This window comes from Rhizobium sp. NPDC090275 (genome assembly GCF_044772225.1).
Taxonomy (GTDB): Bacteria; Pseudomonadota; Alphaproteobacteria; order Rhizobiales; family Rhizobiaceae; genus Rhizobium.
Window position 1 is genome coordinate 206,413 of the sequence record NZ_JBIVYL010000006.1, and the last position, 21,962, is coordinate 228,374.

Below are 21,962 nucleotides of genomic sequence, written 5' to 3' on the forward strand. Positions count from 1 at the left end.
CAAATTTTCCCCGTATACGCCTGCGGGCCAGTCGCCACCGCGATGGTAATAATCAAACTGAAGCGAATAGTTCAATCACCAGCGCCGATTTTTCCATTAGATATTGCTCAACCGAACATAAATTTTTGCAGCGCTGCTCCATCGGCAAAATCCTGGAGAAGGGGCACGGCCTCTTCGACTCGAGAGGCGCATGGCTGGAAGTTGTAGAAGCGCGGGTGCTGTCAACACTGCCGTAGGCATATCAAAAGGAGCTGAAAAATGAGCACCGCAAAATCCACGGGGGGCAGCTTCGCTCCACTCGCCCAACCCGTTTTCGCCGTTCTCTGGGCGGCCACCGTTCTCGGGAATACCGGCAGTTTCATGCGCGATGTCGCGAGCTCCTGGCTGATGACCGACCTCTCGGCCTCGCCGGCTGCGGTCGCCATGGTTCAGGCGGCGGGCACGCTGCCGATCTTTCTTCTCGCCATTCCGGCGGGCGTACTGACCGATATTCTCGACCGCCGCAAGTTCCTGATCGCCGTCCAGCTGCTGCTCGCCTCCGTCAGCATCAGCCTCATGGTTCTCGCCCAGACCGGCATGCTCTCGGTCAGCGCTCTGATCGGTCTCACCTTCCTCGGCGGCATCGGCGCGGCGCTCATGGGGCCGACCTGGCAGGCGATCGTGCCTGAGCTCGTCAAGCGCGAGGACGTCAAGAGCGCAGTTGCGCTGAATTCGCTCGGCATCAACATCGCCCGTTCGATCGGACCGGCGGCCGGCGGTCTTCTGCTTGCGGCGTTCGGCGCGGGTCTCACCTATGGTGCCGACGTTGCTAGCTATATCATCGTCATCGCAGCACTTGTCTGGTGGCCGCGTGCCAAGAACGCCAATGATGCCCTGCAGGAGAATTTCCTCGGTGCCTTCCGGGCCGGCCTTCGCTACACCCGTGCCAGCCGCCCGCTGCATGTCGTGCTGCTCCGCGCCGCGATCTTCTTCGCCTTCGCCAGTGCCGTCTGGGCCCTGCTGCCGCTCGTCGCCCGCCAGCTTCTCGGCGGTGACGCAAGCTTCTACGGTATCCTGCTCGGCGCGGTCGGCGCTGGTGCGATCGGCGGAGCGCTCGTCATGCCGAAGCTGCGTGAACGTCTGAGCGCCGATGGCCTCCTGCTCGGTGCCGCCATCATCACCGCTGTCGTGATGGGTATCCTGTCGCTTGCTCCGCCGAAGGCCGTTGCCATCCTCGCTCTGCTCTTCCTCGGTGGCGCATGGATCACCGCTCTGACGACGCTCAATGGCGCGGCTCAGGCTGTCCTTCCGAATTGGGTGCGTGGTCGCGGTCTTGCCGTCTACCTCACCGTCTTCAATGGCGCGATGACGGCCGGCAGCCTTGGCTGGGGTGCCGTCGGCGAAGCGGTCGGTGTCCCTGGTGCCCTGTTGATCGGCGCCGCCGGTCTGCTCGTTGCCGGTCTTATCATGCACCGTGTGAAGCTGCCTGCCGGTGATGCCGATCTGGTTCCCTCAAGCCACTGGCCGGAGCCGCTTGTCGCAGAGCCTGTCGCCCACGATCGTGGGCCGGTCCTGATCCTGATCGAGTACGACGTCGAAAAGCACAACCGTTCTGCCTTCCTTCGTGCGCTGAACGACATGTCGAACGAACGCCGCCGCGATGGTGCCTATGGCTGGGGTGTCACGGAAGACTCCGCTGACCCTGAGAAGATCGTCGAATGGTTCATGGTGGAAAGCTGGGCAGAGCATCTTCGGCAGCACAAGCGGGTGTCGAAAGCCGATGCCGACCTGCAGGGCAAGGTTCTTGCCTACCACTCGGGTCCGGAAAAGCCCGTCGTTCGGCACTTCCTGACGATCAATCGACCAGGCAAGGCCTGACGGCGGCAATGGAAGACGATGGTGGCTTATCGGTGAAAATCTTTAAGTGGCTTGGCCTTCTCGGAAAACCGTCCGCCATCCTGCTGCTCTTGTGCAGCTACATTCCAGTGAGGATGAACCGGAATGCCATTTTCCCGCGTGGTGGCCCGAATGCGCAGCGCACTCGCCGATGTGCCATCGACACAGGCTTAGAGCGCGTTGCTGGCTCAAATAGCTGTAGGAAATCGACGATCAACAGGGCGAGGACGGTGGCAAGAGCCGCGCCAGACTGGAAGCCCAGCCAACTGATGGTGGCGGCGACAGGAGCAAGGTTGAAGTTACTGGCTCCGGTCACGGCCGACTGCTTGGCGACGCAATACTTTTCGCCAGAAATGCCGTTGCTCTACACCCCGCGGATTCGCCCCTGCCATGCAGGGGCGCTTATCGTCTAAAGCAAATGCAGTTCTAGATTGTCGAAGTCGTGCTGGCGGATATCAGGCCGCGAGATCCCTGAGCACCGTCTGCAGGATGCCGCCATTGTTCAGATAGATCACCTCGTCGAGCGTATCGACGCGCGAGAGCAGCGGAACGTTCTTCACGGTGCCGTCGCCATAGGTGATTTTCGCGATCTTCCTCTCGCGCGGCTTGATGTTCTCGAGCCCCTCGATGGTGACGGTCTCGTCGCCCTTCAGCCCCAGCGTCGCCCAGGTCGTGCCCTCTTCGAAGACGAAGGGGATGACGCCCATGCCGACGAGGTTCGAGCGGTGGATGCGCTCGAAGCTTTGCGCGATCACGGCCTTGACCCCGAGCAAATTGGTGCCCTTCGCCGCCCAGTCGCGGGACGAGCCGTTGCCATATTCGACACCGGCGAAGATGACGAGCGGAACGCCCTCGGCCTTGTATTGCATGGCCGCGTCGTAGATCGATTCCTCTTCCTTCGACGGGTAGTGGATGGTGTAACCACCTTCCTTGCCGTTCGGGCCGAGCATGTGATTGCGGATGCGGATGTTGGCAAACGTGCCGCGCATCATCACCTCGTGATTGCCGCGCCGCGTGCCGTACTGGTTGAAATCGGCGACGCCGACATTGTGCTCCAGCAGATAGGCGCCGGCCGGCGAGGCCGCCTTGATCGAACCGGCCGGAGAAATGTGGTCGGTGGTGATCTTGTCGCCGAAGAGGCCGAGGACGCGCGCGCCCTTGATGTCGGAGATGCCGGAACCGGTCTTGCCCATACCGACGAAGTAGGGCGGGTTCTGCACATAGGTCGAGTTGTCGTCCCAGGCATAGGTCTGGCCCGGAGGAACCTGCACGGCCTGCCAGTTGGCATCACCCTTGAAGACGTCGGCATATTTCGTCTCGTAGAGTTCGCGGGTGACGTATTTCTGGATGAAGGCCTGCACTTCGTGCGAGGTCGGCCAGATATCCTTCAGATAGACGGCGTTGCCGCTCTGGTCCTCGCCGATCGGCTCCTTGGTCAGGTCCTTCTGCACCGTGCCAGCCAGCGCGTAGGCCACGACGAGCGGCGGTGAGGCCAGATAGTTCGCCTGCACGTCGGGCGAGATACGGCCTTCGAAGTTGCGGTTGCCCGACAGAACGCCCGACACGATCAGGCCCTTGTCGTTGATCGTCTTCGAGATCGGCGCCGGCAGCGGACCGGAATTGCCGATGCAGGTCGTGCAGCCGAAGCCGACGAGGTTGAAGCCGAGCTTGTCGAGATCGGCCTGCAGGCCGGATTTCGCCAGATACTCGCCGACCACCTGCGAGCCAGGCGCCAGCGAGGTCTTCACCCACGGCTTGGTCTTCAGGCCCTTGGCGACGGCGTTGCGGGCAAGCAGGCCGGCGGCGATCAGGACCGACGGGTTGGACGTGTTGGTGCACGACGTGATGGCTGCGATCGCCACGTCGCCATGGCCGAGATCGAAATCCGTGCCTTCGACCGCATAGCGGTTGGAGAGCTGGCCGGGCTTCTTGTAATCGGCATCCATCGAGCCGGCGAAACCGGACGCGATGTTCTCCAGCGGGATACGGCCTTCGGGACGCTTCGGGCCGGCCATGGCGGGCACGACGTCGCCGAGGTCGAGCTCCAGCGTATCGGTGAAGACGAGATCCGAGCCATCGCCCTCGCGCCACATGCCCTGCGCCTTCGAATAGGCTTCGACCAGCGCGATGCGATCATGCGAGCGGCCGGACATGGTGAGGTAGTTGATGGTTTCGCCGTCGACCGGGAAGAAGCCGCAGGTGGCGCCGTATTCCGGGCCCATGTTGCCGATCGTCGCGCGGTCGGCGAGCGGCATGTTGTCCATGCCGGGGCCGAAGAACTCGACGAACTTCGACACCACGCCCTTCTTGCGCAGCATCTGCACGACCATCAGCACGAGGTCGGTCGCCGTGACGCCTTCTTTGAGCTTGCCCGTGAGCTTGAAGCCGATGACTTCAGGCAGCAGCATCGACACCGGCTGGCCAAGCATGGCCGCTTCCGCCTCGATACCGCCGACACCCCAACCGAGCACGCCGAGACCGTTGATCATCGTCGTGTGGCTGTCCGTGCCGACGCAAGTATCCGGATAAGCGATCGTCTCGCCGTCCTCTTCCTTGGTCCAGACGGTCTGGCCGAGATATTCGAGATTGACCTGGTGACAGATGCCGGTGCCAGGAGGCACGACGCGGAAATTCTGGAAGGCCTGCTGACCCCACTTCAGGAAGCGATAGCGCTCGCCGTTGCGCTGATATTCTAGCTCGACATTCCTGGAGAACGCCTGCGGCGTGCCGAATTCGTCGACGATGACGGAGTGGTCGATGACGAGATCGACCGGCACCAGCGGGTTGATCTTTTCCGGATCGCCGCCGAGCGACACCATCGCGTCGCGCATCGCGGCGAGGTCGACGACGGCGGGAACGCCGGTGAAGTCCTGCATCAGAACGCGCGCCGGGCGATAGGCGATTTCGTTTTCGACCGTGCCCTTGTTGTTCAGCCATTCGGCGACGCCAAGAATATGCTCCTTGGTGACCGACTGGCCGTCCTCGAAGCGCAGCAGGTTCTCGAGCAGAACCTTCATCGAATAGGGAAGCTTGGAAACGCCGGGCAGGCCGTTTGCTTCGGCCTTCGGCAGGCTGAAATAGACATAGTCCTTACCATCTACGGCAAGGACGGAACGACAGTGGAAGCTATCAATAGATTTGGTCATTTATTTCTACCTCTAGGACGATAGTGCGAGAAGATAGGCCACAGACATATCGGGCCCGTTGTTTCTTTGACAACGGGCCCGATTTTGCATCCTGGATGGCGGAGGATCAGGCTGTTCGCTCGTTCCCGCCTGGTCGCCATTTTATCAGGCGTTTTTCGATGACATCAAGAATGCTGTCGATAATCAGCACGAAGATCGCAAGGATCAGAATACCTGCGAAAACGCCGACCGCATCGAAATTACCTTCAGCCTGGGCAATGAGGTAGCCAAGACCGGCGGAAGAACCGAGATATTCGCCGATGATGGCACCGACGACCGCAAAGCCAACGGATGTGCGCAGCGAAGACAGAATCCAGCTGGCGGCGGCCGGGAAGTAGACATGACGCAAGAGATCTGAGCGCTTCGCGCCGAGGATACGGGCGTTGGACAACGCCACCGGGTTGACTTCGCGAACACCCTGCATGGCGTTGAAGAAGGTTACGAAGAATACCAGCGTCACGGCGAGTGCGACTTTCGACCAAAGGCCAAGGCCCAGCCAGAGAACGAAGATCGGCGCGAGAACCACACGCGGAATGGCGTTCAGGCCCTTAATGAAAGGATCAAGGATACGCGAGGCGCTGCGGCTGAGGCCGAGCCAGACACCTGCCGCTACGCCGAGACCTGTGCCGATGAGATAACCGAGAATGGTTTCCGTCAAGGTAATCGTCACATGGCGGTAAAAGCCTGTATCGCTCACCCATCTGACGACTTGGTCGAGAATATCGACAGGTGCCGGAAAGAAGAACACGTCGATGATCCCAAGCGATGTGCCGAGCTGCCAACCACCGAGAATGACGACCAGCAGACACAGCTGGATGAGACGTTCAGTCATGGCGTTCATAGCTTTTCTCCACTTCGCCGCGCAGCGACGCCCAAATATTGCGGTAAAGATCCAAAAAGCGCGTATCGAGCTTGATCTCGGCGACATCACGCGGACGATCGAGATCGACCGGGAAGCTGTCTATCACCCGGCTGCGTGGGCCAGCTGCCAGAACGACGACGCGGTCGCCGAGCGCAATGGCTTCTTCAAGATCGTGGGTAATCATGACGACGGCGCGGCGCTCCTCCTGCCAAAGCCGCAGCAATTCGTTCTGCATGAGGTGGCGTGTGTGGATGTCAAGCGCAGAGAACGGCTCGTCCATCAGGATCACTTTCGGACCGCTGATTAGCGCCTGGGCCATCTGCACACGTTTGCGCTGTCCACCCGAAAGCTGGTGTGGATAGCGTTGTTCGAAGCCTTTGAGGCCGACCTTTGCGAGCCAAGCCAGCGCGCTTTCGCGACGCGTAGACGCGCCGACCCCCTTGAACATCGGACCCAGCTCGACGTTTTCAAGCGCTGTTTTCCAAGGCAGCAGGGCATCCTGCTGGAATAGATAGCCAATTTCATCATTGACGCCGTTGACAGCTCTGCCATCGATTGAAACGGTGCCATGAGAAGGTTTCAACAGTCCTGCTATAGCATTGAGAATGGTGCTCTTCCCGCATCCCGTGGGGCCGACGATGGCGAGAAACTCGCCTTCCGCCACCGTCAGGTTGACATTCTCCACTGCGACGAATGAGCCGAAAGACATCGTAACGGCGTCGATAGACACCATCGCCTTTCTGCTATCATGCACACCGTCTTCTGGCGTGGGTTTGACTACGGCCAATGACATTGTCTCCTCCTGTCAGTTCGCAGCCGCGCGCGGCGCCTTGCCGACGAAGCTGTTCGTGTATGTCTTCGAAATGTCTATCTCGGCTGCCGCTACCTTCTCGTTGAAACTTTTGAGAACAGCGAGCGGTGTCTTGATATCCTCTTCGTTGAATTTTCCGTCCGTCGAGAAGATTGCCTTGGCGTTCTGGACCGCCTTTACGTAGGTCTCGCGATCGCCGGAAATGAATTCTTTGGGCAGCTTTTCGACGATTTCCTCGGCCGAATGCGTGTTGATCCATTCTAGCGCCTTGACCGTGGCGTTGGTCACTTTCTGAATGGTTTCAGGGTTTCCGTCGATGTAAGATTGCGTGGCATAAAGAACCGATGTCGGGTAAATGCCGCCGTAAATTTCCTTAGCACCATCGTCGCTGCGTGCATCGATCAGGATCTTGCCAGCGCCCTTGGCTTCGATGAAGGTTGCCGCTGGGTCATAGTTGACGAGCAGATCGATCTTGCCTTGCTCTAGAGCGGCAACGGCAGCAGAGCCGGAACCGACGCCGATAAGAGCGATATCATCTGCCGAGAGATTGTGTCGCTTAAGATAGTACCGCACAAAGAAGTCAGAGGATGAACCGGGTGAAGTGATGCCGACTTTGGCACCCTTGATGGTTTCCGGCTTTGCCGGGTCGAATGTCGATTTATTGCCGCCAGCCAGAACGAGACCGGAGTTGCGGGCCAGTACGACGAAGCCGACGACGGCTTTCTTCTGCGACTGCATCTGGATCGTGTGGTCGTAGAAACCGACAGCGATATCCGTGGAGCCTGCCACGAGGGCCTGCAGTGTCTTGGAACCGCCCGAAGCAAAGTTCTCCACGGTGACGTCAAGTCCTTCCTTCTCGTAAAGGCCTAGACCCTGAGCGACCGGAAAGGGCAGATTGTTCAGGTTGTATGAGCCAACGCTGATGCGAACCGGTTCTGCCATGGCCACTCCAGCGAATGCTACAGTTGCAGCGAGCGCAAGAATAAGTTTACGCATTGAATTTCCTCCAAGTTAAGTGGCGCCCTCCCGGCAACCACGTGAATTATGCAGCGCGATCGAGTTTGGTGACAGGCTTTGCGAAGACTTGACCTTCAAAAAGTCGACGTGCGGTTCGTAGAATTCCGGCAATCAGCTTCCCATCGCGGTAATGGAGCTTGACGTCGAGATGACCGCTAGGATGTTCGATAGAAAGAGCCAAAGGTGGCCTTCGTATGCCGATGAGTCTGGCGGCAATTGTGCCTTCCGTTATGCAGGCCGTTGCGATCCCGACAGCGCCCGTCGTTGCAAGTGACGGGTGACACTCATGCGGCATGAAATACCGCACATTGACATCGCCGCCATTCTTCGCCTTGCTAATGAGCACAGGCTTGGGCGTGACCTGGTTGGTCACGTCCCCCATACCCATCCGTGTCCCCGCTTCCAGTCTCACAACTTCAAGCTTTGCCATAAGGGATGCGTTGCCGTTGAGATCTGCGGCGCTCTCGTAACCGCTGACGCCCAATGCTTCTGCATCGATGAGGATCATCGGCATCGCGCAATCGATGCAGGTGACGGCGATGTCTTCGATCAGTTCCATAAGATGGCCAGAGGGAAATAGGCTGCCTGTCCTTGCTCCTCCAGCGTCCATAAATGTCAAGGCGATCGGAGCTGCTTTACCCGGCACACCATCGATACTTGCATCACCGAGGTAGGACACCTGACCGTCAGGCGTTGGGACCTCCGCCTCGATAAGCTTTCCGGTGTTCACGTTATGAATGCGGACAAGCGTCGTCGCACCCTGTGCCTTCATGAGGCCGGCCTCGATGGCGAATGGGCCGACGGCAGCCAGCATATTACCGCAGTTCGGCGCCGTATCCACTATCTGCTGGTCTATCCGTACCTGTGCAAAAAGGTAATCGACATCGGCACCTGGAATAGTCGAGGGGCCAATGATGGCGACCTTGCTGGAGACGGGATTGCCACCGCCGATTCCGTCGATCTGAAGAGGGTGACCCGAACCCATGATGGAAAGCAGGATCTGGTCGCGCTCGTCGGTCTCACGCGGAAGATCCGACGCCAGGAAGAACGGCCCCTTCGACGTGCCGCCGCGCATCAATACGCAGGGAATAGAGATCAAGTCATTCATGCTTGTGCTTTCACCTCCACTCATGTGTAGTGGGTATCAATAAGTCGATTTATTGCACTCTGTGGCAAATCGATTGATATGGGAAATGCGAATATTCGGAGTATTGATGCGTTATGAGCATTAATTGCGAAATACTGGATCTTAGGGCCTTTCTGAGTGTCATCGAGTTGGAGAGCTTTCACCGTGCTGCCGAGGTGCTCAACCTGTCGCAACCCGCGCTGAGCAGGCGCATCCAGAAGTTGGAAATGGCAATCGGAGCTCCCCTGCTGGAACGCACCACGCGGCATGTCAGTTTGACAGCTTTGGGCGCGGAACTCATTCCGCTCGTGCGTCGTATGCTGGAGGAGTTCGACGGATCGTTGTTCGTCGTGCGCGATGTCGGTGTCAATCGGGGCGGGTTGGTGACGATTGCATGCCTTCCGACGGCTGCCTTTTACTTTCTGCCAAAGGTCATAAAACAGTTCAACACAGAGTACCCGAACATCCGGTTTCGCATTTTGGATCTGCCGGCCACCGAGGGATTGCAGGCCGTGTCACGTGGAGAAGTCGAGTTTGGTATCAACATCATGGGGACATCCGATCCCGACCTCACCTTCGACCGGCTCGTGGAAGATCCGTTCGTACTCGCCGCACGCAAAGAACATCCGCTTGCCAAAAAAGACGAGGTCGGATGGGCAGACCTAGAGCCATACCCTCTGATCACGGTACACCGTTCCAGCGGCAACCGAACACTTCTGGATGCGGCACTCGCCAAATCCAACATCAAACTGCGCTGGTTTTACGAAGTGACCCACCTCTCGACCTCGCTGGGGCTGGTTGAGGCAGGGCTCGGAATCTCGGTATTGCCGCAAATGGCAACCCCGCAAGGTGAACATCCATTCCTCGTTACGCGTCCAATTCGCAATCCTGAAATTTCGCGCATGATCGGTGTCGTGCGACGACGCGGCGCAAGATTGTCACCAGCAGCTGAACGGTTCCTGGAGATGCTTATGGGCGCTTGGGGCACGTACGGGACGACTGCGTCCGATTCCAGCTGAGCAGATTGCATTCCCGAGGCTCTTCTCTAAACGCTCGCGACGGTGGATCAGGAGGACAGATTTCGAAATCCACGTCGATTGGCGATCTGCGTTGTCCAGGCCTTGAGCGCGAAGCTGACTGCAGGAGCACCGAATTGGCTGATTGAGGACGAGCGCGTTTTCGAACCGTGCTCTTCTCTTGCCTTGTTTGATATTCCGTCGCCAAACCATTCTCGGGATCGGTGGACCACCAAATTGTGGCGTTCTTCGATGGCCACCCATGGCGCGGGCTTACTCTGACACGCCTGAGAGAGGCAAGGATTAGCAAATGGCAATCAATTATCTTGGGTCGCGTTACACGGCGACCAGCCGTCTCATCAACACCGCTGCAATGGACACGTTCTTTTAAGTCCGTTCGACCGGGCGTAGAGGCCGCTCTTCAATCTATCGCCTAACGATCATTGAAAACTTTGCCGGCATGAGGTGCGCCACAAAACTTTTGGCCGTCGGCCAAGGACAATACACGCAGCCCAAATCTTTCAGAGCATGCAAAACGGCTGGCAGTCCCACCGCAGAAAGTTGATCTACTTAGAGCGGTTGTCGAGGAAGCCGACGATCACGCCAGGGGGCGGAACCTATTTTACGTTCCTCTCCGTCAGCGCCGACAGACCATTAAAACCACGCCGCGCGTCCGTTACCCCGCAGGCGAGGATGACCGCACATGACCAGACGATCCGACCAATGCGCCTCCATCAGGCCACCATCGAGCCAAGCAGCTGCAGTTCAACGTTTCGCACCGAGATCTCGACAACTGCCGACATCGGTTGCGTGGTCGATGGCTGGCTAGGCCGACCTTGTCGGCAATCTCCAACGGAATGAACATCGTCGATCGATCGAGATAAATGGATGGCCGCCGCTCAAAGCGGATCTGGCCGCGATGACCGTCGTGCCGGCGAGCCGCATCACCAGCGCGGGCACCAGGTTCATCGGCTTGCGCCAGTATCCTTAGTTTGGCCTCGTGCGACAACCGCCATGTGCGCCCGGTCTCATGCGCGTGGGTAAACCGACGCGCCAACGCCTGGCGCGATCAAGACAAAATCTGCAGGCTGGCAGCATCAGACGATACAACTTTGTCAAATGCGTGAATATCGATCGGTGGACTAAAGAGATAACCTTGATAGATCAGGCAACCGACCTCGCGCAGGTGTTTGTACTGTTCAACCGTTTCAACACCTTCGGCGACAACCTGCAGGTTCAGCTTACGCGCGAGTTCTATGATGGCCTCGGTCACGACCATGTTGGAAGCTTTGGAAAACATGTTGCGCACGAAAGATCTGTCGATCTTGATCTGGCCAAGCGGGAAACTATTAAGAACGCTCAAAGAGGAATAGCCAGTCCCAAAATCATCGAGCGACCAAGCAATGCCGAATTCTCGAAGAGCGTTCATCTTGGCCACTGTCGCATCCACATTGTCGACAAAGATGCTTTCGGTGAGTTCAAGCTTGAGTTTCGACGGTGAGGTGCCGCTAAGGCGGACGATTTCTAAAACATTCTGAACGAAATCAGGTTGGCGGAACTGCGAGGCACTGACGTTGACGGCTATAGTCAAATGCTGCATTTGCGGGTGTGTTGACCACCGAGACAGTTGCATGCAAGCGGTACGCAGCACCCAATTGCCGATAGGAACGATAAGACCCGTCTCTTCGGCAAGAGGGATGAATTTGACAGGGGGAACATTGCCCATCCTGGCATGCTGCCAGCGGATGAGAGCTTCAGCGCCAATCACCTTTCCTGCCTCGTTGACCTGGGGTTGGTAATGCAGCTGGAAATCGTCATTGGCAATAGCCCTGCGAATTTCAGTATCCATCATGCGGCGCGTCGAGAGGTCTGCATTCATCACAGTGACGATAAAGGCCAACTCCGCTATCGCGGTCAGCGTGTTGATCCAGATGCCAGCCTGAGCAGCGCTGCTAGGTATCACCAGGGCGGGATCGTGAAAGCCGATCGACGTATGTGAAAAAACGACAAACCCAATTAGGCACAGAGCCGGTATGACGTATTTCAGGTAGATGCCATGTCTCCGAAACACGAAATAGCCGCCAAGGGCGACAGGAAGGAAATGCATCTGCGCGGCACGGTGCATGCCATCAGGGACACTGTCGAAGAGGCAAGAAGCGAGGACGAACAGGGGAAAGATATGCCCAGCGAGCAACGTCCCAATCGTCAACATCCCCTGGGACGCAAGCAAAATCTCCACTGCGCCGAAGACAACGAGACTAGCGTGCATCGCGACCAGCAGTGGCCGATCGAAATGGACGAACGCCGCACCCCAACCCAGGCCAACCAATATGCTGATGATGCCAGAACCAACTAAGCTCGCCTGCACCCGGCGCCTATGGCCATCTTCTCTCATAAAGCGATACACAACCACTCTTAAAATAAAGGAACTCTAAGTCGTCGAAACGGAGATGTGATCTTATTTGGCTTACAAGCTTCTTGGACATTCTGGCACACGAACAATCAGCCTTTTTACTGCTTGGATTGGTGCCTTTCGGCAGCTTTGAACCTGGATTGCCTCCAGGCGCAACGCGCACTCAGCTTATACACAAGGAGGCAATGAAGAGAAACCAAACCCCTCACTCATGGAAGCCCAAGCCTGCATTGAATTTGCCGGCAAGGGTTCGACGAGAAGCAGGAAACAAGAGTGTTAGCATCTAGCTCGGTATCAGACCCACGAATAGCGTAAGTCGCATCGGTTCCTGCAGACCGCGGCGGCGGACAGAAACTTGTGGATTAGATTCGATCTTCCTCAATCCAGGCGCTACCACAGCTCAAGTTTGTGGGGGGCCGTGGTGTAGTTCAACGGCCCCCTTTTTGTCGCTTAAAATTCCTGCCACTCGTTTTTATCGATATTGAGTGCGGCATTGCCGACAAATGCGGCCGCGACGCTCTGGCGCAATGAGCGAGCGGGTGAGGTCGTAGCGACTGGGCGCATAGCAACATCCATCGTCGAAACGTTCAACTTGAACTGCGAAAGAAGCCGGTTTAGCGACGCTACCTCCTTGGCCAAGCTATGGCTCGCTGCTGTCGTTTCTTCGACCATCGCGGCATTTTTCTGGGTATCCTGATCCATCTGATTGACAGCCGTGTTGATTTGCTGAAGTCCCGATGACTGCTCTTGGGAGGATTCAGCAAGGGCACTCACGTGACGATTAATCTCCTGGACCTCGGATACGATGCTGTGCAGGGCCCTACCGGTCTCCCCGACAAGGCCGACACCTTGCTGGACTTGCTCACCTGACGCGCCAATGAGAGTTTTGATCTCTTTCGCAGCCTGAGCCGACCGTTGTGCAAGCTCTCTAACTTCCTGTGCGACGACGGCGAACCCTTTTCCAGCTTCGCCCGCGCGCGCAGCTTCCACCCCGGCGTTGAGAGCGAGTAAGTTCGTCTGAAACGCAATTTCGTCGATAACCCCGATGATATTGGAAATTTCTCCGGACGATCTCTCAATTTGCTTCATTGCGGATACCGTCCGTTCAACGATCTCCCCAGACTGTTCAGCGCTCTGTTTTGCTTGAGAGACAAGCTGGCCCGCTTCAACGGCCCTCCTGCTTGCGTCTTTTACAGTTGTCGTGATCTGTTCGAGTGCCGCAGCGGTTTCTTCAAGGGCAGCTGCCTGCTGTTCTGTCCGCTTGGCGAGGTCGTCTGCAGCAGATCGTATTTCGTTTGCTCCAGCTTCTATTCCACGTGCGTTGGAGGCAACGTCTTGGAGTGCTGTTTGTAGCTTTTCCGCAGAGCTGTTGAAGTCGCGCCGTACGGTGTCTAGCTTGTCGACAAACCGTGTTTCAATGCGGAATGACACATTACCCTCAGACAGGTTGGCTAGGCCTTCGGCAAGATTATCGACCGCGAACTTGACATCTGCCGCCTCTCGAGTGTCTTGGTGCTGCCGTGCGGCTCGCTCGCTCTCCGACGTTGCCCGATCGTTTTCAGCTTGCTTTTCGAGACGCGCCCTCTCAATCGCATTCTCTTTGAAAACGCCGACCGCCGCTGCCATCTGGCCAACCTCATCCTTGCGTCCGAGGCCCTCAACAGCTGACTGTGTTTCCCCCGATGCAAGCGCTGTCATTCTATCGCTGAGACGACGAATTGGAGATGAAATGGCCTTATTCGTCACCCAAACAGCGAGCATAAGACCGACCGCGAAGATCGCGAGCATTGCTCCAAGCACAGCCTTGATATTCCAGTCTGTCTCGGCTGTCAGAGCATCACTTTTCTGCAGGACTTCGGCGCTCGCACCGTTTAGAAATTTGACGTAGTCACTGTTGATGTTCAGGGCGATTTCGTCGGCCTTCCTCAGTATTGCTCGGGCTTCATCATCCTTGTCTTGGGACGAAAGCACGTTTGCTGAGTCTGTTAGTTTTACGAGCTTGGAAACATCACTCATAGAGTCTGCGATGATGTCGCTCGCGCTAGGCAACATTTCCTTCGCTTGTACTAAGCGCGAAGGAGCGAGTTCAACCAGTCGCTGATATTCCGAATTGGCGCGTGCGTATTCAGGCGTGGCAGCGTCATAATTCAACATCTGGTAAGACGCCAGTACAATGCCCGCAATGTTACGGTCAACCCTCGACATGGTCAGAGCGCCCATGGCGTCGGTCGCAATGAACGTTGAGTAATGGTTGTCGGCTGCCTTGTAGCGGCCTCCCATTAGTGCTGCCGCGCCGATCCCACCGATACATAAGGGGACCATGAGAAAAAGAATTTTTGATCTTATAGAGAAGTCAGAGAAATGCATTCGAGATTCCGTGTTCACGTAATGATGGTATGAATTTCAGCTCATTGTCCGTAATACGGCCAAGTTCATCTCAGCCACGCGCTCGCTCTCGAATAGTCTCGTAATATATCTCGAATTAGGGTGATATAATATAAAGACGAATCGCCTTGCACGCTCGAAATGATGCTGGCTGCTTTTTCCTAAGCTCTGGTTAAACGGGAGATCGGTGCGTCGTTTCTTTGAGTCACGATATTGTGAGGCTGATATTATCAGGCGATAGAGACGAGCAACGGGCGAGATCCAGCTCAGTGCTTCAACGATGGCCGCTGACAAACCCATCTCCCCGACAGTTTCCGGACAGGTTTGGATTTGAAATTGGCGTAGTGAGAGTTTTCTCCCATAGTCATTTCACGCCTGCCACCCGACTGCGTGTTAGCATGGAACCTGAAGCTCCCAAGCTTTGGAAGGGCCCGTAGCAGAGGAAACGCACAGAATACGGAGGTGTACGATATACGGACGAGCAAATCACTGGAATGTTGACAGCGGCAGGAAAGCGACTGGAGTACCGTCGCATGTTCCGACGCCCGAAAGCTGAGGAAGTTATTCGCCGGAATGGTCTGCCGTGGCCATGCAAAGGCCCGCGTCGGACAGTTATTTCCACTCGGCGATGACGGCGGGAACGCCGCTTTGGACACCCTGGCAACCGCGCTCACACTAGCCGTTAAGGCAGGCAGAATCTGCCGAAAAAAGCTCCCGAAGGGCCCAATCTTGACGCAGTTTCCTTGGTATCGACCCGGAACTTTAACAGAATTGTATCGTCGCGCGGTTTTAAGTAGCTGTTAAATGCACCTCTGGAGACGATATGCGCGTCACTCTTTTCGGATAAGTAATAGAAGATGAAAAATTATCATTAATTACATTTTAATGGCAAAGTGTGAATATTCGCACATATGCGCAAGTGAAGTTTGACTTGGACCGTCTAGCCGCTGGTTTCCGATCTCAAACGACAGAGGTGAAAGTGCCGAGATGACAGGGCTGATCAGCAAAATGCGAAGGCTTAACTCGCGGCCTTTGCTTATATCGAAGCAAAAGACATGATTGCCGACGGCAGGCTAAACTTCGCTTACATGACCTATGCTGTTCGTCCATTGCTGAGCGTGGTTGATAATGACCTTATGAAGAAAGCACTGCTAGGCTCCGCAGTCGACAAGCTGACCGGCAGCCAGACCGACCTTTTTTCAAATGAGTCCACCTCACCAGAGAGACATGCTCGCTCATATGATCAAGCCGCAGATGGCGACACTCGATTGGAAGCGACCGCTACCTCTGACAAAGAGCAGCCAGCGGATTTGGGCGAGGTCAACTGTTCCGTGAACTCCATGGACCAGAGCCCCGAGCACAATGCCGCCGCGCTCGCGCAATCGACGGCGTCCAATGCGCTCGCAGAAGAAGCAGGTCGCTCGTGGAGCCTGATTTTGCGTTTCAGCCTCAGAAAAGCACAGACGTCTGCACGGCGCCAAGGGCTGTGGCGCGCCCATCACAGCAGGGGTCATGCGCAAATACGACGCGAAAGCTCAAGGTTGCCGCAAACGGGGAAGCTCCGTCTGATAGCTGGGCAGGGACGAGCCAGCATAACTTGAAACATCCAACGGCGCGGAAAGAGAAGCGATGAACAACGAGAATGCGCTCCTGGATGCGTCGCAAACCAGATCGAAGCTTCGTTCGAAGCTCGAAAATGCGCTGAGCCGCGGGGAGGTTTGGCCGGCCTTTCAGCCGATTGTCGATATCCGTTCCCGGTCTCTGGCTGGTTTTGAAATCCTTGCTCGTTGGAGCGATCCTGAGGCTGGCGACATCAGCCCGGTGCAGTTCATCCCGCTTCTCGAAAAACATCGCCTCGTTGACATGTTGTTGCAAGCACTCATGCGCGAGGCATGCGCAGCGGCCGCACGGTGGCAAGGTCGCTTCTTTCTTGCCTTCAATGTCACCCCAGAGCAGCTTCTCAGCAACAGTCTTCCCGAATGGCTCACTGCCGTCGCTGCAGAAATGAGCTTTCCCTTAGAACGAATCCAGCTTGAGATCACCGAAAGCTCACTGATTTCCGACAGTACTGCGGCTTATCAAACGCTCAACCGACTGAACGAGATCGGTGTCGCCATCTCGCTTGATGATTTCGGGACAGGATATTCCAGTCTGGCCCGGCTTGAAGCTTTTCCATTCCGTAAACTGAAGATCGATGCCCAGTTTGTCCGCGGACTGGAGCATGACAATCGCAAACGCAGAATTGTGTCGGCCGTGATCGGCTTGGGGCAAAGTCTCGACATTACGGTGGTTGCCGAGGGTGTTGAGACAGAAGCCGAGGCAGCGATACTGCAAGGCCTCGGCTGTCCATTGGGGCAGGGCTGGCTTTATGGAAAGGGCGTGCCCGCCACAGAGGCCCAAAAAGTCTGCGAACGTTTTCCAAAAATGGCGTCGTCAGCCTCTCTTCTTGATACGTCACCATTTCAGCGGCTTCACCAGTTGGAAACCCTCTATGACCAGGCTCCTGTCGGGCTCTGCTTTCTCGATTTGCATTACAGGCATGTACGCGCCAACGACATCTTCGCAGCCATGCATGGCCTCACCGGGCCGGAGCTAGAGGGCAAGACGATCTACGATGTGATGCAAGGCGAAACGCTCGCGAGGGTTGAGGCTGTGTTGAGCGAGGCATTGGGGCCGGATCCACTGCCACCGCAGGATTACACGATGGGGAAGAGAGAGTTCCGTGTATTTGGGCAGAAGGTCTGCGACATCGGTGGAGAGAACCTGGGGTTTTCCGTCGTCGCGATCGATGTGACCGAACAGAACCTTACGATGCGGACGCTTCAGCAGAGCGAAGAGCACTTTCGTCGCGCGGTCGAACTTAATCCCGACATAGCTTGGGCGGCAGATGTAGAAGGCACTGTCTATTACATCAGTCCGACATTCGAGGATCTTCCCAATGACACTATGCAGGACCGCATCGATCGCTGGATGGGAAAGATCCATCCTGGAGACCGGGCGCGTGTGAGGTCTACTTGGTTGCAATGGATTACGACCGGAAAGCCTTGGGAAGTAAAGTTTCGGATCGCGCGCCCCGATGGAACTTATCGTCCTGTGTTAAGCCGCGCCCGTGCCCATTTCGCTGCAGACGGCGCTATTCTCGGCTGGTACGGCGTGATTTCCGGGCACGCGACAGGGTAGACATGGCGAGATGCTCGCAGGTCTCGCTCTATATGATCCTGGGCTCGCAGCACTCTTCATAAGTAAGCACTCAGGGACAAAACGCCCGGTAACCGGAAGCTTGTACGTTTAGAGGTCTCCACCTCGTCATCGGCCACGATGCGCCTCTACTCAGCCGCGGCGACCGATTTCGAGATTATGTTGAGCAATCTAGGCTTCACCTATGAGTATCCAGCAAAATTTGAACCACAAGACGGCATAAGCATTGGTGGACAATGGACCTCGCCACAATATTACTTCTCAGCAAGTCTTCTTTCATCGTTGGCACCATCTGTTTTGCCTATATCCGATGGCGTTCCAAAGAGCCTGGGCTGGAATGCCTGGCAATAGGTTATGGCCTGCTAGCATTCGCCTCAACCATTGCCGGCATGGGTGAACAGCGTTTACTTCCTTTTACGATGTGGACGTTTGGAAGTTTCGCGATCGGCATAACGGGATACGCGCTGACGGCCATGGGAATCCTACGCCTAAGCTATCGCGGGCGAAACAAGATCTACTGGCTCATCAGTTTTGTCGCGATAGCATTGTCAGTCGTAATTGGGGCGGCGAATTGGTATGCTGATAATGAAATGCGAGCGGCCATTTTCAACTCAGCGGCAGCTGGATTCCTTACTTTGGCCTGCATACAACTTTTGAGGGACTTCCCGAAAGACCGGCTGCCCGCGCGTTACTGCCTGCTCGCCTCGCTCTCATCGGTGATTATTTTTTGCTTTTTGATTGTGGAAGCGATGATGCTTCCACAATACGCCGCAATGGACCCGGGCGACGCGTTTTTCATGCTGATCATTTGCCATTTTTCCCTCTCTCTTTTTGTTGTTGTGCTTGTGCAGGAGCGATCAGAAGCGAAACTGAAACGGCTCGCAAATACAGATGCCTTGACTGGAATTCCCAACCGCCAACACTTCATTGGCGGTCTTCCGCAGAATGTTCGCGCGGGCGACGCCTTCATCATGGTGGACATCGACCATTTCAAGAACATAAACGACTCCTATGGGCATGAAGTAGGAGACGATGTGCTCGTTGGCGTGGCCCAGGAAATTGCGCGGATCGCCGGTGAGGAAATCGCTTTCGGTCGTCTCGGAGGTGAGGAGTTTGGATTATATGTGCCGAGCTCGTCGCCTTCGGCGGCATTGAGCATCGCGTCAAAGATCTGTCATGGCGTGGCGGCGCTCAGTCTTGGACACGCTGGAAAACGAATAACAACAAGCGCGAGCGTTGGTGTCGCTGTCAGCTATGGACATTTAGCCGCGAAAACATTGCGGGATCAGGCGGACCAAGCTCTTTATAGGGCAAAGAGTTTTGGTCGCAATCGTGTCGAGATCTACGATTGTCCTCCAGTGCATAGTCTTTAAGAGCGCGGGTCACACTACGAGACGGATCTCTCGCAATTACGTCAGCTTAGCACGATTGATTGTCCAGTGAGAGAGCCTAGCCAAGACCTTGGCAGGCTGATGCTCGAGGGTGTTCAGCTCGGCATCTCAAGCCAGTATCTGGATGGGAGGTACCATGGCAGCACAGACGAGCGGTTGAGATCCTTATCGGCGGCGCGCCGAGGGGCGGTGCGCCGCAGCAGATACCATGCACCGACCGCGCAAACGTGGACGGGCGACAAAGGAAAGGCAGATTGAAGATCACCGCCACCCAGTTGACCGGCATGAGCTGCCCGAGCAAGCATGTCCCCCAGAAACAAAGTTGCTAACAGCTCGTGGCCAATCAACGGACAGACCGGCCTGCCTTCTCGAGACAGACAGCACAGATGGTAGCAACAGGTAGGACATCACAACGCCGGATCAGCCATGGCGAAGGCGACGCCAAAGTTTTACAACGAGATTGAAGAGCACGAGATGGCCTCGCGATTGGTCTTCAGATCGATAGATAGCTCGCGGAGCCGATCAAAAAGGCTGGAATATGCTGTGCGCCGGAGACCGAAAAGGCGAACTGAACGCGGGAAAGGACGATTGTGTCGAAATGCTCGACATGGAAAATCCAAACAATGAGCGTCAGGCATGCATCGCTGGGCCAATGCTTCTATAGAGCATATACGCCGCAACGACAAAAATCAGTGTGGCAAATAGGCTGTTGAGTGTCCCCTTCGTTGCCGAAAGTCGCCTTGCGAGATAAGAGCCGCCAAAGCCACCGAAGATGCCGCCGATGATAAAAATTGCTGCGAGCGCCCAGTCGACATAGCCGGAAAACGCATAGTTTAGCGCGGTTGTCAGGCCGAAGGCAGTGACCGCGACAAGCGATGAGCCGATGGCGTAAAGGATTGGCATGTTCGTCGATGCAATAAGACCAAGCACGATCAAAAAGCCGCCACCAATGCCGAAAAAACCCGAGAAGATGCCTGTCAGGCCGCCGAAGCCGGCAACTTTGTGGACGTTCTCGCGCGAGCACTGGGCACCCGGGTTGCCTTGTGCGCCGCGCTTGCGAAACATGAGCACGCCGACGACCAGCATCAACAAGGCAAACAGGATCAGCAGTTTCTGGCCGTCGACCATCTTGCCGAACGTCGAGCCGACGAAAGCCCCGATGATACCCGTCACGCTGTAGATACCGGCGCAGCGCCATTTCACGTTGCCAAGACGGGCATGGCCGAGAAGGTTGGTGAAGGCGTTCGCGGCGACGGCAAAGGCACTCGTACCGATTGCCATATGTGCGCTCGGGACGCCAACAACGTAGACCATCAAGGGCACAGCCAGGATCGAGCCGCCACCGCCAAACAAGCCGAGCGTGAAGCCGACGAGCCCCCCGGAGATCGCGCCAAGACCGTATTGCAGCGGATCGAGCATCATGTTCATTGTCCAGGGTCCTCAGGCGGCTGCCTTCTTGAGGTCCGGACTGACAAGCCACTCGCGACCTTTCAGCATGCCGTGCCAGTAGATCGGCGGCAGCGCTTCGGATTTCAGATACCAGGCAAGGCTCGATGGCTTGGTGCCGTCGATAATCCAGGTTGGGAACGTCGGCAGCAGTTCGCCGCCGTAGCCAAATTCGGCGAGCACGATCTTGCCACGCTCGACCGTCAGTGGGCTCGATTCATACCCGTCGTAGGCGGCGGGCATCGCCTTGCCATCGAGGACGGCGAGGACATTTTCCGCAACGATCGGCGCCTGCTTGCGGGCAGCTGCCGCCGTTTTGGCATTCGATGTGCCAGCCGCGTCTCCAAGCGAAAACACATTCGGATAACGCTTGTGCTGCAGGCTTGCCTCGTCGACCTCGATCCAGCCGGCTTGGTTGGCGAGCGGACTGTCGCGGACAAAGTCGGGAGCGATCTGCGGTGGGCAGACATGGATCATGTCGAAACCGACCGTCTCTTCGGTGACAGTGCCGTCGGCAGCAGTGTTGGCAAGTCGAGCTTCCTTGCGCGTCACATCAACCGCAAGCAGCTTCGATGCGAAGTTCAGGTTGGCGCGATATTTTTTTACATACTCCATCAGCGCCGGCACATAGTCGTTCACACCGAACAGAACCGGTCCGGCATTGTGGAACTGGATCGAGATATCGTTGATCCGGCCCTGTCGAAACCAGTGATCGCCCGACAAATACATCGCTTTTTGCGGAGCTCCGGCGCATTTGATCGGCATGGGCGGTTGGGTGAAGAGGGCGCGACCGCCCTTGAGGTTCTGGACCAGGGACCGGGTATGAGGGGCAGTATCGTAGCGATAGTTGGAGGTCACGCCATTTCGGCCGAGCGTTTCTTCGAGGCCCTCTATGGCTGACCAATTCAGTTTGATCCCAGGAGCGGCAACCAGCATGCAGTAGCTGATGCGGCGACCGTCGGACAGAACAACGCGATCATGATCCGGTTCGAATGCGGCGACCGAAGCCTTTTCCCACTTGGCACAATCCGGAATGAGATCGCGCATTGGCCTGACTGTATCTTCGGGTTTGAAAATCCCGCCTCCGACCATGGTCCAGCCGGGCTGGTAGGCATGACGCTCAGAGGGATCGACGAGGACGATGCTTACACTTTCGACGCTTAGGAGGCTGGCCGCTGTCGCCATAGCTGCAGCACCAGCGCCGACGATCAGAACGTCACAGACCATCGAAGACTTT

13 protein-coding genes and 2 pseudogenes are annotated in these 21,962 nt (G+C 56.7%); 5 read left to right on the forward strand and 10 right to left on the reverse strand.

Annotation, left to right across the window (positions count from 1 at the left end):
• Nucleotides 1–258 precede the first annotated feature (258 nt).
• On the forward strand, nucleotides 259–1,857 hold the full coding sequence (locus ACIQUB_RS17170; RefSeq protein WP_402930900.1) for an MFS transporter: 1,599 nt from the start codon (nucleotides 259–261) through the stop codon (nucleotides 1,855–1,857).
• Between the two features lie 229 nt (nucleotides 1,858–2,086).
• Here ACIQUB_RS17170 and ACIQUB_RS17175 read toward each other — a convergent pair.
• The 6 genes and pseudogenes from ACIQUB_RS17175 to ACIQUB_RS17200 form a co-directional block, all read right to left on the reverse strand.
• Nucleotides 2,087–2,236 (reverse strand): annotated as a pseudogene (locus tag ACIQUB_RS17175) (arsenical-resistance protein); the annotation flags it as partial.
• A 94-nt stretch (nucleotides 2,237–2,330) separates the two neighbouring features.
• Nucleotides 2,331–5,021, reverse strand: coding sequence for an aconitate hydratase AcnA (acnA, locus tag ACIQUB_RS17180; protein WP_402930902.1), 2,691 nt, complete (start codon nucleotides 5,019–5,021; stop codon nucleotides 2,331–2,333).
• A gap of 106 nt (nucleotides 5,022–5,127) precedes the next feature.
• Entirely contained in the window at nucleotides 5,128–5,901 is a 774-nt protein-coding gene (locus tag ACIQUB_RS17185; RefSeq protein WP_402930904.1) for an ABC transporter permease, read from the reverse strand.
• Nucleotides 5,885–6,715 carry an ABC transporter ATP-binding protein gene (locus ACIQUB_RS17190; protein ID WP_402930906.1) on the reverse strand — a complete coding sequence of 277 codons (831 nt, stop codon included), beginning with the start codon at nucleotides 6,713–6,715 and terminating at the stop codon, nucleotides 5,885–5,887. Before ACIQUB_RS17190 ends, ACIQUB_RS17185 begins: the two co-directional genes overlap by 17 nt.
• A 12-nt stretch (nucleotides 6,716–6,727) precedes the next feature.
• Nucleotides 6,728–7,729, reverse strand: a complete 1,002-nt coding sequence (locus tag ACIQUB_RS17195; protein WP_402930908.1) for an ABC transporter substrate-binding protein — start codon at nucleotides 7,727–7,729, stop codon at nucleotides 6,728–6,730.
• A gap of 46 nt (nucleotides 7,730–7,775) precedes the next feature.
• Nucleotides 7,776–8,858 (reverse strand): 4-oxalomesaconate tautomerase, encoded by a 1,083-nt coding sequence (locus ACIQUB_RS17200; protein ID WP_402930910.1) that lies wholly within the window; start codon nucleotides 8,856–8,858, stop codon nucleotides 7,776–7,778.
• 113 nt (nucleotides 8,859–8,971) lie between these two features.
• Here ACIQUB_RS17200 and ACIQUB_RS17205 point away from each other — a divergent pair, with 113 nt between their 5' ends.
• On the forward strand, nucleotides 8,972–9,895 hold the full coding sequence (locus tag ACIQUB_RS17205) for a LysR family transcriptional regulator (RefSeq protein WP_402930912.1): 924 nt from the start codon (nucleotides 8,972–8,974) through the stop codon (nucleotides 9,893–9,895).
• A 1,066-nt stretch (nucleotides 9,896–10,961) separates the two neighbouring features.
• On the opposite strand, the gene ACIQUB_RS17210 is transcribed toward ACIQUB_RS17205, so the two are convergent.
• Together ACIQUB_RS17210 and ACIQUB_RS17215 are read right to left on the reverse strand one after the other, a co-directional pair.
• Nucleotides 10,962–12,299 (reverse strand): putative bifunctional diguanylate cyclase/phosphodiesterase, encoded by a 1,338-nt coding sequence (locus ACIQUB_RS17210; RefSeq protein WP_402930914.1) that lies wholly within the window; start codon nucleotides 12,297–12,299, stop codon nucleotides 10,962–10,964.
• Nucleotides 12,300–12,755: 456 nt separating this feature from the next.
• Nucleotides 12,756–14,672 (reverse strand): methyl-accepting chemotaxis protein, encoded by a 1,917-nt coding sequence (locus tag ACIQUB_RS17215; RefSeq protein ID WP_402930916.1) that lies wholly within the window; start codon nucleotides 14,670–14,672, stop codon nucleotides 12,756–12,758.
• A gap of 1,073 nt (nucleotides 14,673–15,745) precedes the next feature.
• Between ACIQUB_RS17215 and ACIQUB_RS17220 the strand changes: the two genes are divergently transcribed.
• The 3 genes from ACIQUB_RS17220 (at nucleotide 15,746) to ACIQUB_RS17230 (ending at nucleotide 19,261) form a co-directional block, all read left to right on the forward strand.
• The gene (locus ACIQUB_RS17220) at nucleotides 15,746–16,291 is read left to right on the forward strand and encodes a hypothetical protein (protein ID WP_402930918.1); all 546 of its coding nucleotides are present in this window, start codon (nucleotides 15,746–15,748) and stop codon (nucleotides 16,289–16,291) included.
• Between the two features lie 28 nt (nucleotides 16,292–16,319).
• Entirely contained in the window at nucleotides 16,320–17,870 is a 1,551-nt protein-coding gene (locus tag ACIQUB_RS17225; protein ID WP_402930920.1) for an EAL domain-containing protein, read from the forward strand.
• 254 nt (nucleotides 17,871–18,124) lie between these two features.
• A complete protein-coding gene (locus tag ACIQUB_RS17230) occupies nucleotides 18,125–19,261 on the forward strand; it encodes a GGDEF domain-containing protein (RefSeq protein WP_402930922.1) in 1,137 nt (378 codons plus the stop codon).
• A gap of 648 nt (nucleotides 19,262–19,909) precedes the next feature.
• On the opposite strand, the gene ACIQUB_RS17235 is transcribed toward ACIQUB_RS17230, so the two are convergent.
• Both ACIQUB_RS17235 and ACIQUB_RS17240 read right to left on the reverse strand, forming a co-directional pair.
• Nucleotides 19,910–20,701: a sulfite exporter TauE/SafE family protein gene (locus ACIQUB_RS17235; protein WP_402931197.1), complete on the reverse strand. Its 792-nt coding sequence runs from the start codon at nucleotides 20,699–20,701 to the stop codon at nucleotides 19,910–19,912.
• An 18-nt stretch (nucleotides 20,702–20,719) separates the two neighbouring features.
• Nucleotides 20,720–21,952: pseudogene (locus ACIQUB_RS17240) on the reverse strand (FAD/NAD(P)-binding oxidoreductase); the annotation flags it as partial.
• Between the last annotated feature and the right edge of the window lie 10 nt (nucleotides 21,953–21,962).